The 16,055-nt window shown below is 54.7% G+C and carries 9 protein-coding genes; all 9 read right to left on the minus strand.

What is annotated here, in order from left to right:
- Positions 1-37: 37 nt before the first annotated feature.
- Complete coding sequence (locus OHJ21_RS10205; RefSeq protein ID WP_100537534.1) at positions 38-922, minus strand: NAD(P)-dependent oxidoreductase; 885 nt, start codon at positions 920-922, stop codon at positions 38-40.
- 53 nt (positions 923-975) lie between these two features.
- Positions 976-3,312: a helix-turn-helix domain-containing protein gene (locus OHJ21_RS10210; protein WP_100537535.1), complete on the minus strand. Its 2,337-nt coding sequence runs from the start codon at positions 3,310-3,312 to the stop codon at positions 976-978.
- A gap of 110 nt (positions 3,313-3,422) precedes the next feature.
- A complete protein-coding gene (locus OHJ21_RS10215) occupies positions 3,423-5,519 on the minus strand; it encodes a hypothetical protein (protein WP_100537536.1) in 2,097 nt (698 codons plus the stop codon).
- Positions 5,520-5,669: 150 nt separating this feature from the next.
- On the minus strand, positions 5,670-7,220 hold the full coding sequence (locus OHJ21_RS10220; protein WP_100537537.1) for an extracellular solute-binding protein: 1,551 nt from the start codon (positions 7,218-7,220) through the stop codon (positions 5,670-5,672).
- A 148-nt stretch (positions 7,221-7,368) separates the two neighbouring features.
- On the minus strand, positions 7,369-8,250 hold the full coding sequence (locus tag OHJ21_RS10225; protein WP_100537538.1) for a carbohydrate ABC transporter permease: 882 nt from the start codon (positions 8,248-8,250) through the stop codon (positions 7,369-7,371).
- A 56-nt stretch (positions 8,251-8,306) separates the two neighbouring features.
- A complete protein-coding gene (locus OHJ21_RS10230; protein WP_100537539.1) occupies positions 8,307-9,284 on the minus strand; it encodes an ABC transporter permease in 978 nt (325 codons plus the stop codon).
- A complete protein-coding gene (locus OHJ21_RS10235; protein WP_243390725.1) occupies positions 9,271-11,388 on the minus strand; it encodes a family 10 glycosylhydrolase in 2,118 nt (705 codons plus the stop codon). The genes OHJ21_RS10230 and OHJ21_RS10235 overlap by 14 nt, the downstream gene beginning before the upstream one ends.
- A 388-nt stretch (positions 11,389-11,776) precedes the next feature.
- Positions 11,777-13,543 carry a glycoside hydrolase family 2 protein gene (locus OHJ21_RS10240; RefSeq protein WP_100537541.1) on the minus strand — a complete coding sequence of 589 codons (1,767 nt, stop codon included), beginning with the start codon at positions 13,541-13,543 and terminating at the stop codon, positions 11,777-11,779.
- A 37-nt stretch (positions 13,544-13,580) separates the two neighbouring features.
- Positions 13,581-16,055, minus strand: a complete 2,475-nt coding sequence (locus OHJ21_RS10245; RefSeq protein ID WP_243390726.1) for a family 43 glycosylhydrolase — start codon at positions 16,053-16,055, stop codon at positions 13,581-13,583.

Here is a 16,055-nt window from a genome sequence, read left to right on the forward strand (position 1 = left end):
GAGACTGTTATGTTATTGAGGCAAAAGAATCCGACTCTCATCCACCCGTATAATATCGAATCAAAGCCTGCGTGCCTTTATCCTCAAATCCCTTCTCGGCCAGCTGGCTGTACAGCGATTCAGCTAGGGACAAGCCCGGCGTAACCAAGTTCATCGCCTTAGCGGATTCCAGCGCGATTCCCATATCCTTGATGAAATGCTTGATATAGAATCCCGGCTCCAGATTCCCGGCAATCATGCGCGGAGCCAGATTGCTAAGCGACCAGCTGCCCGCCGCTCCGCTCTCGATGCTCTTGAGCACGGTTTCGGGATCGAGCCCGGCGCTCTCCGCATAGGCCATCGCCTCGCAGACTCCCATCATGTTAGAGGCAATAGCGATCTGGTTGCACATCTTTGTATGCTGTCCGGCGCCGGCTTGTCCTTGATGGACGATATTGCTTCCCATCGTCGACAGCAGAGGCTGCACCGCCTTGACGTCTCCCTCTTCCCCGCCAATCATAATGGACAGCCTCGCTTCACGTGCACCCACGTCACCGCCAGAGACCGGAGCATCCATAGCATGGAGCCCTTTCGACGAGGCGGCTTCATAAATGCGGCGGGCAAGCAGCGGACTGGACGTCGTCATATCGATCAGATATGCCCCTTCCCTAGCATGCGCCACCAGCCCTTCCGGCTCTAAATAGAGTTCCTCGACATCCTTCGGATAGCCCACCATCGTAATGATTACGTCGCAGGCTTGCGCCAGCTTTGCCGGGGTATCGTGCCAAACGGCGCCGTCCGCCACCAGCCGCTCCGCCTTGGAGGCGGTTCGCGTGTAAACGTGAAGCGAGTAGCCGGCGTTCCGAATATTTCCTGCCATACTGTGGCCCATTACGCCCAAGCCGATAAATCCTACGGTCGTTTGTTTCGGTGCGATTGTCATTATGTGATCCTCTCCTTTTTCTGTATAAGCCTAAGCCTGTTTCATTGGTTTTCCTATCTTACCGACAGCCGATACTGCCGTGGAGACATCTGCACGAAACGCTGAAAGGCCCGGTTCAGGTTCCGTTCGGAATAACCGACGATTTCAGCAATCTCCATGACCGTGTAATCCGTGTCCTTGAGCAGCTGTTTCGCCTTCTGCACTTTGAAGTTCATGACATATTCGACAAAGGATACGCCCATCTCCTTCTTGAACAGCCGGCTGAGGTACGACGGGCTCACACCCACCAGCTCGGCGCAGTCCGCCAGTGAATGAGCACCATCGGGATGACGGCTGATATGGCCGCATACCCGCTGAACGATCAGGCGGGTGGATCGGGTGCGCAGGTCATGGCTGATTTCCTGATACAGCGGGAACAGGACGCCGATGAACCAGTCATGCATTTCGCGGGAGGTCTGGTTCTCCTTCAGCTGATCGAACAGATTCCCCCCCAGCAGCTCCAGCACGCCGGGACCTTTCTCCTCCATCGACTGGACAATGGCCGAGAGCAGCACGTAATAGCTCTGGGAGGTCACGTTGTACGATTCCGACACCCGAATCCGCCGGGAAAATTCATGAAGCGACGCCTCGGCCTGCGGCAGATCCCCGTTCCACAAATATTCGATCATCTCCGATTCGATGTCCTTCGGATACATGAACACGGGATTACGCACGATGCGGATCATGTCTTCATAGAACAGTACGGTTTCCGCATCATGGAACAGGCGATATTGCAGAGCAAGCTGCGCCTCCTTATAGGATTCCGCCGCCCGGCTCAATGTTCCAGTATTGCCGATGCCGATGGACGCGGAGAAAGAAAGATAGCGCGCCAGGGACTGGCTGACGGATTCCGCATAACATGCGAGGAGGCTGCGGAACTCCTGGGAGGAAGCCCCGGGCTCTCCCGGCCTTAGAATCGCCGCCGCTTCACGATCCTCCCGGTCCACCACGTAGCCTTCCAGCTGCCGGTTGTTTGCCAGCAGCTCGGACATGACGTTTTTGACCGCAAACACGATGACCGGACCTTCGTTAGGCAAGAATCGTTTTTTCACCGGATTCTCGACCTTCACCACCATCGTGGCATATGGTCCGTTCATCGGGATCTTGTGCTTCGCGCACCCCTCCTCCAGTGTGCCGGACCGCCACGAGCTTCCGGACAGCAGCAAACGCTGCAGAAATCGTTCCCGTAAATCCGGTTGAATTTTTCGAATATAGCTGTTCAGGGATTCTGCCTGCTCGTTCAAGTAGCTAAGGGAGGAGCGGATGTACTCGATTTCATTCTCTTTGACGGAGCTCTCTACCCCGCTCCTGCCGTTTCTTCTTAAATGCTCCCCGTAACGAAGGAGCTGCTGGATCGGATTGTACGCGATTTTGGACGAGAACCAGGTGAGCAATACCGCGATCAGCATAAAGACGGACACCGACATGACGATCAGGACGCGGATCCACCTCAATTGCTCGATCATCTCCCGCTCCGGCATCCGGGACACGTATAGACGGCCCATAGACGTCTTGTAAAAGGCGATCAGTTCCTTGCCGTCCTCCCCGGTCATCACGTCATGGCTGGACGTTTCCCCGCTCTCTAGCAGAGATCCCAAAATGGAGTCTTCATCCGCGGTTTTGCCGATCTCGCTGCGTCCATCCGTATGCAGCAGGACCCGGTGATCGGAGTCCAGAATGGCCAGCGACTGCTCCTCCAGGGAAAGGGAATAATTGTTCAAAAGGCTGCGAAGCGATTCCTCTTTCACCTGTATTAGGATGGTGCCTCTCGGTTGGCCCTGCACCATAACGGGAAGATGGCGGACGTAAGAGACGTATCCGTTCTCCGACGACTTTGGGAGGTGCATCCACCTCGCTCCGCCTTCCCTCGCCAGGGCTTGCTCAATATCTTCTTTTCCTTTATACCCGTCCAGGTGGACCAGGCCATAGGAATGCGACAGGAGCAGCCTGTGCCGAACATCGTAAAACAGGATGTCTTCGATCAGGTTATTGGTATTTTTGTGCAGCTGAAACAGTTGGAGTATATCCAATTGCTGCATGTAGTCCGTCTCATATTCGGGATTTTCCAGCGCGCTGCGAATCAGCGGACCGCTGGCAAGTTGAAGCGATTCATGCTCGATGCTCGTTATGATATTTTCGACGCGGTCCTTCAGCTGCATCAAGGACGCCATATTATTTTCCTGGAATTGGACCGTCAGCTTTTTCATGGAGAAATGATAGTACGCGCTTCCGGCTAGGATCACCGGAATTACGGCCGACAGACATCCGAGCCAAATCAGACGCTTCAGATAGCGGTTCGCGGAGAACCAGCGGAGGAACGATGCCTGAATATGCTGCCAAAGAGACTTCACGATTTTCACCTCCGGTTCCCGCGGCAGGAACTGCCCTGCGGATCACTGTGCCATCCGCAACTCTCTACGGATGATCCTACACCCTGTTATACTTCGTCCTCCCGACTCCTCTATCCTTCCCCAACAGCGGTAACGGTGGGATTTAGCGGGATCCGGATGCACTCCCAAACCTCCAGCCGCGGCAAGGTGAAGTTCAATACGTCGTTCGCTGCGGATCCTACTATATAGCCTCCGCCGATCAGCGTTTCCAGTTTAAAGCCGCTCCCCGTAGGCCATCTAGTTCCCGGTCTCAGCCGGACCTCGATGTCGTGCAGAGGCAGCGCCGCTGCAAGCGGCCGGCGGCCGGCTCCGTTCACGAAGTGGAGCAGCAGATCACTGCTGCTTCGGAAGAGGGTGGCCTGCAGTCCGGGATACGGCGTTACCGACAGCTGCGGCTTCCCGTCGAGCAAATGGTCGATCGCGTTAGCCAGCAGCATCTCGTGCTCGGGCAGCTTGAATTCACGAAGCAGCGTACCCAGCGAGAACGTGAAATACATGGCGCGGCCGGCACCCCACGATTGCTCCAGCGCAAGGGGCAGTTCGGTACGGGATACTGGCAGCGATGCCCGTTCCGGCGGCGCTCCCACGCTTTCCGGCGGAGAAAACGGCGGCACCAGCGTCGCCAGCACCCGTACCGCGTCATTCCGCGGATGAGCATAGGTCACATAACCACGGTGAGCGATCAGCGCCGTCGTATCCATTCCCTGTTGAAGCGGATTGATCTCGCACGGCAGCTCCTGAAACCGCAAATAGGAGGCAATCAGGTATTCGCTTTTGAAGGCTTCATCCGAAATGCCGAGCAGGTCATGTAACGGCTTTACGACGGCATCGGCTGCAGCGGAAGGAAGCGCCCCTTCCGTTAGCAGTTGTCCCCCACTATGTACGTACGAACGCAAGTCGTGGATCAAGGACGGGGTAAATTCCGTTCCTTCAGGAATCAGTACAACGCGGTAGCGGCCCAACTCCCATTCCTTCCTGCTCTGGGGAAGCAGCACGTCAAACGGGATTTGCCGGTTGATCATCGTTTCGGCCCAGCTCTGCGCCTCGCCGCGCTCGTTCCAGAGCAGGGCGGTTTCCGCAGCCGATACGGCCCCGTCCATATAGGCATCCAGCTTGGCGGCATGATGATTCAGCTCGGCTACGGTCTTCAAAATCCGCTTGTCTTCGATCGTATCGGGTATGCCCGTGACGGAATGCCAGATCTGACCGCCGTTGGCCGGAATTTGAGCCAGCCAGAAGCGGTATTCCGCTACCGGAAGCCCGGTATGGCGCCAGTCCATGCCCGGGCAGGAATGCACGATGCCAAACGGAGCCGGCCTGCCTGGAACCGACCGCCCCACCTTGATGCTGAGAGCCGGCTTCCAGAATTCGGGGATCCGGGCATGGCCGAGCGATAGCACGTCCTGCGGCTCCGTACACAGCATATCAGTGATCTGAACGCGCTTCGTCAGATTGTCGCGGTGGAGGTTGTAGTATAGAATCATGGGCACCTCCGGCCTCTCCCGCTTGATCAGGTCATACATCGCTTCCATATTGTCATCGAAGCATCCTGCAGCAAAATCCGGCTCCATCTCCTGCGGGGAGTCCGGGAGGTCCTTGCCGTACCGTTCCGCGTATTTGCGACGGCACCGCTCACAGCGGCAGAACACATAACCGGGGTTATTGAAAAAAATACCGTCGATCGGATACCGCGACAGTGCTTCCCGGAGCACCGGAACCGCGACATCCGCATTGCGGTAGCCGCCATTGATGCAGGTCGACATCAAGAGCGGCCACGGTCCGGGCCGTTCGGCCCCGATGATTTCCGGACGGCCGCTCTCTTTGCGAACAAACCATTCCGGCCGCCGTAGGTACACGCTGTCATCCGCTTTGCTGAAATCGAACCGGGCAATAAAACGAAGCTCTTCAAGGTGACAGGCCGTGATCAGCTCTCCGAGGAGATCGCGCCCCTCCGGGAGATATCCGTTCACGGTATGGTACGGAATCTGCGTATCATACCAGGCATATATACCTCCCGTATTGAAAACCATCGCGTTGGCCCCCATCTCCTTCAGCTGCGCGGCTAGCCGGGGCGGGTCGATGCAGGCGGTATCCCGGACCTGCATGTTGGGCTGGATGACGCGCAGCGGCTTGTGCCACCAGAAGCGTTCGTCTTTAACCTTCGTCATTGCCTTACCTCCGTCTCTTTTCAAACTGGCAACAGACGGGCGATTCGCAAGACGGAGACAGCCGGTGGAACAGAGACTTCAATGATGCTGTCTCCTCCCGTTCTCCGGCATATTCGCTCCAGACTGCGAGACCGCCCGAGCAGACTGTCCTTACTCCCCGTTGAACTGCTTGTATGCCTCCGCCATTTGTTGGTACGCTTCCTGAATGTCCGGCTGGCTGTTCAGCCTATCGACGTAAGCGCGGAACTCCTCCATTGGAATATGCCCGACAATCGCCTTTGTCACCATGGAAGCATATTCGTCGCTGTATTTAGGCCATGTGCTGCGCCAGCCCTCGGACGTGATGACGCGATAGTGGTCGATTTTTCCGATCTCGTCGTAATTTTCCACCTCTTTGATTTTGGCATCGTTAAAGGCTTTATCGCCGGAAGCGCTAATCACCTTGCCCCACTTGGCATAAGCCAGTACGCCCGCACCCTTGCTCGTCGTATTGACTTCCTTGACCCCCTGCTCCGTCAGCACCTTCTGCCCGTCTTTCTCGGTATAATGGACACCCTCGATGCCGTAGTAAGCAAAATCAGTCATTTCCTGGGAAGCCGTCTGGTCAAAATATTTCAGCAGCTGCTTCACCTTCTCTTCAGGCACCTTCTTGGAAATATAGAAGCCGCCTGCAACGCCGGTTTCCAAACCGACCGCATAATTCCCGCTCGGTCCCTTCAAGGTCACGTTCAGGATTTTCGCGTCGGGTTGACCGGATTTTTTCATGGCCTGCTCCCATTCATGATCCCACCAGATCGGACGGCCATAGGAAGCGGCTCGGTTCGTCTTGAAGAGCTCCTCCGCCTGGCTTTCCTTCATGACCGCGTATTCCTTGGACATTAGGCCATCTGCGTACAGACCGCGCAGCCATTCCACCATCTCGACGTACTGAGGCGTAAGGGACGGGCTCATCAGCCCGCCGTCATCGGTATAGGTCGGATTGTATACGCCGAAACCGGCCTGGAATGATGCGGGTGGGTTATTGATATATAGGAGACCTACCGTATCCTTCTTCCCGTTGCCGTCCATATCGGCATCGACGATCTTCTTCAACGCTTCTTTATACTCATCGAAATCGGTAGGGATCGGAATGTCCAGCTGCTTCAGCCAGTCCTCTCTTATTTTCAACCCGCCGTCGATCCTGGATCGGGACCGCGGCACCGCATAGATGCTCCCCTCCACCGACAAATATTTCAGTGCATCCGGGGCGAGATTGCTTTTCAGGTTCGGATACTCGCTGAGATCCCCTAGGAACGGGGTCAAATCCCAAAACGCGCCGTTCTGAATCGCCGTAATCAGCGTGGGGCGGATCGGGTTTTGATATGCCACGACCTCGGGCAAATCACCGGAAGCCAGAAGCAAATCCAGCTTCGTGTCCAAATCGCCCGACGGCACCCATTCCACGTCCAGCTTGACGTTGGTACGGCGTTCCCATTCTTTCCAATAATCATTATTCATGTCGGGGATTTCGTTATAGAGACCGGCAAACATTTTGATTGTCATCGGCTTGCCGTCCGTGTCTTCCGCTTCCGGTCCCCCGGCGGTCTGCGGCTTCTCGCCAGCCTGTTCACCGCATCCGGCCAGCATGACGACGGTCATGAGGGCTGCGAGCCAGAATGTCCAGCATTTGTGCGAGCTTCCCTTACTTGATGTATTTTTCATGTAAACCCCTCCTTATGGATGCTCATCATCCATCTATTGTTCTTGAAGCAGAGTCCTATCTCCTTCCCGCCTATTGCGGCAGGATAACGCTTTCAATCCTACCGGCTGCATATCCGATGCAGAGGGCATCGATGCGCCGTTTCCTTCATCAGCCTTTAATCGATCCCAGCATGACTCCTTTGGCAAAATGCTTTTGTAGAAAAGGATAAACAACCAAGATCGGTACCATCGCGAGTACAATTGAGGCCATCCGGATGGTCTCCTGCGGCACCACATTTTCGTCGCTTGCCCCGGCCTGGGCCACCGCCACCGAATTGGAATCGATGACCAGCGTTTTAATCAACAGCTGAAGCGTCCACTTACTGGAATCCGATAAGTAAATCAAGGCGTTAAAATAGGCGTTCCAATGCCCGACCGCAAAAAACAGGGTGAAGGTGGCGATCGCCGGCATCGACAGCGGGATTATCATCCGCAAAAACACGCCCATATCCGAGCAGCCGTCCATTTTCGCGGAATCCTCCAATTCGGATGGAAGCGAATCCAGAAAGCTTTTGATGACGATCAAGCTCCAGGCGTTGGTCAAGCTCGGCCAGATCATGGACCAGTAGGAATTCAACAGGCCTAGTTCCTTGACCAGCAAGTAGTTGGGCACGATGCCCGGGCTGAACACCAGCGTGAAGATGACGAGCCCCATTACCCAGCGGTTGCCGGGCATGGACCGTTTCGTCAGCGCATAGGCCATCGTAAAGGAAACGACGATGTTGAGAGCGGTACCGACGACCGTAATGAAAACGGTGCTCTTAAACGCATTCATAAAGCTGTTGGTAGATAGAATGTACTTGTAAGACTCCAAGGACCACTGCTCGGGAAACAAATAAAATTTAAGCGGAACATAGACCTCGGGATCCGTAAAGGAAACGCTGAACACGTAAAGAAACGGAAACAAGCATGCGACCGAGAACATGGTGATTAGACTGTAGTTGACCCAATCGAACAAGCTTAGCCCTTTTTTTCGGATAACGAAGCTCACGCGGAATTCCTCCTTTCGTTTAGCATAATGAGTATGCGGCAGACGCCGTTGGAGGCTTAATAAATGCCTTCATGGCCGAGCCGCTTCATGATTTTGTCGGCGGCCACAATCAGGACGAGCCCCACCAGCCCCTTGAACATGCCGACCGTCACCCCAATGCTGATCTTCCCTTGAAGAATGCCGTGCGTGTAGGAGTACGTATCGAACACCTCCGCCACCGAGCGTACCAGCGGATTCATCATCAGTAAAATCTGCTCGAAGCCAGTGTCCGCCATGCTGCCCAGCCGAAGAATAAGCAAAATGATGATCGTTGGCCGGATGGCCGGAAGTGTGATATGCCAGATCTGGCGGAACCTGCCTGCCCCGTCCACGACGGCGGCTTCGTAGCGCTGGGGATCCACTCCCGCCATGGCCGCCAGGAAGATAATCGTTCCCCATCCGGCCTCCTTCCACATGCTTTGCGCCGTCAGCAGTCCCCAGAAGTAATTGGGATTGGACAGAAAGGAAACGGTATCCCTGCCGCTTTCGGCGATGAGTTTATTGACGATCCCCACGTCCGTCGACAACAGAAAGAACGTCATGCTGGCCACGACGACCCACGACAGGAAATGCGGCAGGTAAACGATGGACTGGTTCAGGCGCTTGAAGCTCTCATGCCGGATTTCGTTCAGCATCAGGGCCAGCAGGATCGGGAGCGGAAAATGAAAGATCAGAGCGATCATATTGATCGCAAACGTGTTCCGCAACATAATGTAGAAGTTGGAGCTAGAGAACAGATCCGCAAAGTGCTTAAATCCAGCCCATTCGCTTCCGGCAAAACCAAGAAACGGATTATAATCTTTAAAGGCCAGGAGCAGCCCCCACATCGGAGCGATTTTGAACAGCAAGAAGAAGAGCAGCCCGGGCAGCAGCAGCAAATAAATGACCCGGTGCTTGACGATGCGGGACGCGAGACTGCCCGGGCGAAGCGTTAGGCCCGGCTTGATGACCCCGTCGGCCCCTTGGGCAGGTATAGCAGATTTAAGCTTTGCCATCGCTGGAGATCAGCTCCTTTCGATCGCCGACAGGCACGGCCTGCAGCCAAACCGCTTCATAACGGCCGATTTGCGGCAGCGTCACCATCACGCGATCTTGCGAGGTTTCCACCAACGCATCGGAATCGGTACGGAGCAGCCTGCCCCTCGCTTCCGCGTTTCTCGGCAGCCGCCACTTTTGCGGCCAAGAACCCGAAGCATTTGCTGCAACGGTCTCGTCCACGCGATCAACGGTCAGTTCCACCTGAACATCATATAACGGAAGCGGATTCATAAAAGTCGTCCCGTTATATCCGGAGAGATTCAGCAGCTGAACCAGGCATCCGCCCTCCTTTAAACGGTGAACGAACAACTCTAGACATGGGGGCGCGTTCGTAGCAGCAACCCGATTCGGCACGATGTCATGTAGCACGTCCGCCATTACCTGCCTGTAGTCCTCGAACCCGTGGCGATAGTAGAGCTCGCCGGGATTCCAAGGCATATACACGCCGGTTCGGATAGTTCCCTGCTTGCCGACCCGCCTGTTCAGCGCCAAACCGTAATCTGTTCCGATGCGGTGGCCGTAGGCACGCTCCGGCGGCCCGAACGTGGACGGCTCGATGAATGGCAATCGGCACTCGGTCGTATCCGGGTCAAAGGCAACGCGGGCAAAGCTTCCGCCGGCGACGATCCAGTCCCGGCCATGGGCAACGCCGGGGAAATGCGACTTGTCCGAAACGTCCAGATAAGCGCCCGGCTTCGATTGTTTCACGCCGGTGAACGAGGCCGCAAACCATTCCTTAAGCAGCTCCGGCTGTCGCTCCAGCGCGTTTCCCGTTGCGACCAGCACCGCACCGGCATCCGCCGCCCGATGCAGCGTTCGAGCCGCCTTCACCGACAATCCCTGAACGCCGGGAAGAATAACCGCTCGCACAAGCAATAGTTTGGACTCCATAGCCACCAGCTGTTCTTCCATCACCACGTCGAAGAGGACGTGCTCTTCCTTTAACATTTTGAACATACCGTGATACTCCGCTGCCGCTTCGGGGGCCGCTGGCTTGACGAGCACCACATCAGCCATGGAACCGAGCTGTCCGAACAGCTCCTCGTGCTCCGCATGGTATCGGAAAATCTCCTTCACCGTTTCGAAGCTTGCCCGGTCCGGATATCCTTCAAATGCCCCGATGATGCAGAAATCCAGCCCCGATCCGCTTCCGATGCTTTGATATAAACGGATCGCATTTTCATTCTCGGATACTCCTGTGAATCGGTAGGTCAGGTCTATGGCGTTAATGCTGCAGTTGCTGATCAGCTTGTCATTCCAACTGTCTTGTATGGACGCGACATTCTCCGAGGCTGAATACAGCCAAGGCGGGCTGCACCTTGTCAGCGACGTATTCGATTCCTTGCGGACGATATCGACCCGGTGTGGGTGATACGTGCTAATGGCCACATCGGACCGCAGCGACTTCACGAATCCGTGAATGCGCTCCAGCACTTCCCTTGACGTCCGTTCCTGGAAGGACCGGTACAGCTCGTGCATGGGATGTTCGGGCCCGGTATACGCCAGCAAATCTTCACCGGTCACTTCGCGAAACCGAAAGCGGCAGTTTGGGCAATAGCATGGTCCATAGAAATTTCCGCTGTAATCCCAATGCTGGTAGCCGAACATATTGAAGAAAATCCCATCCACCGGATAACGTTCCAGCACTTCTTGAATGCTCTCCAGCGACTTCACCTGCTGATAGGCTCCATTCAGGCACGTATGAACGATGCCGTGATAATTGACCTCCCGTCCCTCACGGTCTCGGTAAAACCATTCGGGATACCGCATCCACAACGATTCATGCGCTTTACTGAAATCGAACCGCGCAATAAATCGCATTCCATTAGCATGGGCTTTTTCTACCGCTTCCCCCAGAAGGTCCTTGGTTAAGTAAGGCGTTACATATTGATGCATAAGCGATGATGGATAGAACGCAAATATGCCCCCGGCATTCATCATGAGCACATTCGCTTGGAACGACTTGAGTTCGCGAATCAAAAGATCCACATCCATATCGGCGTCCGTCTCGCGAAGATTATTTTGAATCAATCGGAGACGGTTCGTTGACCACCATTTCATCCGCATTCCCTCCTTTGCTTGTGGTGTATGTCTACCATAATGAAGCTGAGGGCAGCAGAACAGGGACAATTCTTGCATGAACACGTTAGGAAAAATATGGCCGGTCCGCGCATGGGGCGTAATCCAACGCGAGGTCCCCTATACCTGACAGAGCCGCAAGGTAAGAACAGGAGCTTATTGGTTATTTCTTGTTTTGCAGGAAAACCGCAAAAAATGTCCCGTTCCAACATTCTCTTGTATGGCGGATTATGTTTGCATGATCGATCGAGTTTACGGTTAGACATCCATACGATGGGTATGTATTTTCTTTGTACTCATAACAAAAAAACTCACCCTTGGGTGAGTTTTTTCAATCATGCGCGGGTAACCGAATACGTCTCGACTGCGATCATGCCAGATTGATGCTTCGGATCGCTTCCACGTTTACTTTGGGTTTACGGTCTTCCGTCAGCAAGCCGTTTACTTCCTGCTGCACGTCCGTAATTTGCGTATAACAGAATCCGCACACATAAGGCAAATTCTTGATCGCTTGTGTTATACCTTCGTACCGATTCAGGAATTCATCCTCGCTGCGAACCTGATTCCCGTAGCCCCAGCCCTCTTTGCTTGTAAAAGCGATGCCGCCGTACTCGCTGATGATGACGGGCTGGCCTCGATAGCCATACCCCTGCGCGAATGGATAACGATGTGTATTATGCGCGATTTTGTTGCCTAATAGCGCATCCTTGTCCCGATACCGCTCTTCCAGCATAGCACCGATTTCTTCATAATCATGGAGCGTAATGATATCCGAAACCGTATGTTCCCAGCCGTCGTTCACGATCACTGGCCGCATCTGGTCGAATGCCTTGGTCAAATGATAGATCGATTCCGTAAATTGCTGCTGCTTGCGGTCGGTGGCTATGTCGGTTATCCCCCAGGACTCGTTAAACGGTACCCAGGTGATGATGGAAGGATGATTGTAATGCTGCCGGACAACGGCCATCCACTCCTGCGTGAACCGCTCGACCGCATCATCCCCGAATTCGTAAGTCGACGGCATTTCCGACCATACCAACAATCCTTTGCGGTCACACCAATATAAATAACGGGGATCCTCCAGCTTCTGATGCTTGCGTACGCCGTTAAAACCGAGCGCAAGCGTCTTGTCGATGTCTTCCAGCAGCGCTTCCTCCGACGGAGGCGTCAGATGCGTATCGCTCCAGTATCCTTGATCCAGCAGCAGCCGCTGATAAATCGGCGTATGGTTCAATATGATTTGATCCCCTGCGATCCGAATGCTCCGCATGCCGAAATAAGAATAGGCGGTGTCGATCGGCTTGCCGTTTTGCTTCAGGATCATCTCGACGTCGTATAAATTCGGATGGTTCGGATGCCACGGCTTGACTTTCCATTCGCCCACGGCTTCGTTTACGACGCTCACATCGACCGTTACGGTTCCTCGCTCCACGCTCGTTTCCGTCGAGCGGATCAGCTTCCCGTCAAACCGGATGATCGTCTGAAGGGTTAATCCATCGTAATTATGCCCGGAATTGCCGAGTTCGTAATGGAAGTTTGCTGCGCCGCGTTCCAGTTCCGGCGTTATCTTCACCCGGCTGATGTGAATCGGATTCACGTATTCCATCCATACGGTTTGCCATATTCCGGTCGTCTGCACGTACCAGCACCCGAAGTTGTCCTTCATCCATCGCTGCTTGCCGCGCGGCTGCGTGCAGCTGTTGCCGTCCACGGCTTGAACGGTAATCCTGTTCTCGCGTCCGAACTCGACCGCTTCCGTAATGTCGAAGGAAAAGGCCGCGTATCCGCCTTCATGCATGCCAATTTTGCTGCCGTTGACCCACAGGGTCGCCGCGTAATCGACCGCTTGAAAATGCAGAAGGATCCGTTTGCCTTCCGCCTCCGCAGGTACGGCTACACTTCGTTCATACCATACGCAAGGATGAAATGTTTCATCCGCGATGCCGCTTGCTTTCGTTTCATATGCAAAGGGCACTGTGATTTTACGGTCAGCCTGAAAGCGTTCGTACCACTTGGCGCTTTCTCCTTCCAGAGCATCGTCGAAGCGAAAATCCCATTCCCCGTTCAGATTTACCCATTCCTCGCGCACCAATTGCGGTCTGGGATAGTCCTTTATATATTTGTGCGAGCTAGACATTATGTTCCACTCTCCATCTTCTGTTAGTTTATCGTTTCTATTTTGTTCCTATGGATTCCACCGTTAAGTCGCCGAGCTCGATCTGCTCCGCATGAACCGATCGTATGCCTACTCTCCCTTGCATGAATGCCCGGGGATCATCATACGTCAGGACAGGCTCCTCTTGTTCCTCTACGAAGACGCGGATCGTGCCGCGAACTACCTCGATGCGCAAGCCGACGGGCTTGTTCCGTTCCAGCTCAACTTTGATGCTTTGAAGCAGCTCGGAATCGTAATTATGTTTGTACAGTTCCAATTTCGTGGCGGTGACTGCGAGGAAATATCCCATCAGCGAATCGCTCACTTGATCCCGGAAATCCGACTCGTTTGTCACCCGGAAGAGTATGCCCGCTTGACCGGACGGATCATCGCCCAGCGTTACGTGCGTCCGGATGCGGTAGTCGGACCAAAGACGGCTGCCTCCGTACATCTTGGCATCGGCATCGGCTGCGCCGACATACCCGCTGTCGGTTTCAATCCATTGGCCGTGAACGTCCTCGGAGCTTGTTTGTTCCAGAAGATGCTCCAACTTGAACGTTTGCTCGTCGACCAGCTCGAAGTCCATTGTTTTCCATTCCATCGTTTGGTCGCTGTCCAATTGAATGGCAACGCTATGTAATCCCTTTTCGAGCTTTAGGGATCCAACCCGAATTTTAACCCAGGGTTCGCTACCGGAGTATTGGCTGCCGTCGACTTTATAGTTTCCGGATTTCTTATCGTCCACGAGCAGCTTAAAGGATGTCGGCCCCGCTCCTGCCTTAACCGTCAAGTCCAGCGCATAGGTGCCGGATTCCGAAACGTTCACCGCATAACGCAGCCAGTCGCCTTTTTCCGTAAGCGCGGCCGAATAGCTCCCATCCTCCGCCTGCCGGATCGCCGTTCCGTCCGAATGACGCCATGCGGCGGTGTCCGACGGTTGACGTACCGCATACCCCCTGCCTTCGCCGCTAAGATAATGCACGGCTTCCATGCTGCCGGGAAGCGGCTTGGCCGTATCGAAGTCACTGCTGCCGGAAGCGTGGTTCGAGAATGCCGTATACGAAAAGCTCGGCTCGCCGGTTTCGTATCGGTATCCGATTTTGCCTGGTCCGAACGGCTCCGCCGATTGATCAAGCTTCAGAGTGCCGTCCAGGTAAACCCGCAGCCGATCTTCTCCGCGCTCGACGCGAATCGTGTGCAGCTTGGACCAATCCGTATCTTCGGGAAGCTCCACGGTGGCGAGCACTTTACGGATGCCGTCCTCCATCCTGCCCAAGGATAGACGGTTTAGTTCCGTTTCGATTTCAGCGAAACCGAAACGGTTGGCCTCCTCATATGCAAACAACGCGGCGACCCGTGTCTTCGACGGCACCAAGTTATATTCCGCCGTATAGATACGATCCGTGCTCGCCCTGCTGATGATTCGATTGCCTCTCTCCGATTTTGCTGACTCCCACAGATTCTCATCGATGGCATCTGCGTCCAGCCGATCGGCAAAGACCGGCCCTCTCGGGATAGGCTGATCGTAATTCGTAGGACCCAGAATCTCCATCTTGTCTCCGTTGAATACCAGCCGGTCGATGTTCATGCGACGGACGGGCGGGCCTTCCTGGGATCTTCCCGTCAAGTTATGATAGACAAGATAATAGGAATCCAGATCGGGCCCCATTACCGTCGAGCTGTGGCCGAGTCCGTAGAAGTCCGGCTTGGTGCTGATGACGAGCGGATTATTGGCAGGAATGCTGTACGGACCAAGCGGCGAATCATGCGACACGGCATAATTGATGCGGTAGCCTTTGCTGAATACATGATTTCCGGTATATGTCATGTAATAGGTACCGTTTCGCTTGATGATCATGGACCCTTCCGTCCAATGCCCCAGATAAGGACCGGGAATCGTCTGACCGACACCGAATTCGGCAGGGCCATCCATCGGAACGCCGACAATGCCCGACGAACCAGCATGGGTAAACAGCCAGGAACCGTCATCGTCGATAAACACCGAGCCGTCGATGCTCATTCCGACGTTCTCGGAGATTCTTTCGAACGGGCCTGTCGGCGATTCGCTGCGGTACACGTAATGTCCCCTTCCCGCCGGAGAAGTGTATAGGTAGAACCAGCCGTTCGAGTAAATCACTTCGGGGGCATAGGCCCCGGTTGATACGGGATCCTCCGTCACCAGACCCGCATACCTCCAATCGACCAAATTGTCCGATACCCACCCCTTGATGCCCGTCCGGTGATCCTTCGTGCTGACATACAGATAATAACGGCCGTCATGCCGCAGTACATACGGGTCTCCGTTGCCGTAATCCTCCCATTCTTCCTCTAAGGAGGGAAAAGGATTGGCGTACATTTTTTCGTTGTAAATGTCCAAATCGACCGCCTCCGGTTTCGTTCTTGAATCGCATCCCGACAATGCCAATCCGGCCGCTAATCCTAACGTGCCAAGACAATAAACGATCTTCGACAGGCGCGCCATTCTTATCGGCAC

It is taken from the genome of Virgibacillus sp. LDC1, assembly GCF_025792345.1.
GTDB lineage: Bacteria > Bacillota > Bacilli > Paenibacillales > Paenibacillaceae > Paenibacillus_AQ > Paenibacillus_AQ lautus.

What these genes read in the sequence shown, in the direction of transcription:
- OHJ21_RS10205 (WP_100537534.1), bottom strand. Translation starts at nt 922, where the DNA reads ATGACAATCGCACCGAAACAAACGACCGTAGGATTTATCGGCTTGGGC.
- OHJ21_RS10215 (WP_100537536.1), bottom strand. Translation starts at nt 5,519, where the DNA reads ATGACGAAGGTTAAAGACGAACGCTTCTGGTGGCACAAGCCGCTGCGC.
- OHJ21_RS10220 (WP_100537537.1), bottom strand. Translation starts at nt 7,220, where the DNA reads ATGAAAAATACATCAAGTAAGGGAAGCTCGCACAAATGCTGGACATTC.
- OHJ21_RS10230 (WP_100537539.1), bottom strand. Translation starts at nt 9,284, where the DNA reads ATGGCAAAGCTTAAATCTGCTATACCTGCCCAAGGGGCCGACGGGGTC.
- OHJ21_RS10235 (WP_243390725.1), bottom strand. Translation starts at nt 11,388, where the DNA reads ATGAAATGGTGGTCAACGAACCGTCTCCGATTGATTCAAAATAATCTT.
- OHJ21_RS10240 (WP_100537541.1), bottom strand. Translation starts at nt 13,543, where the DNA reads ATGTCTAGCTCGCACAAATATATAAAGGACTATCCCAGACCGCAATTG.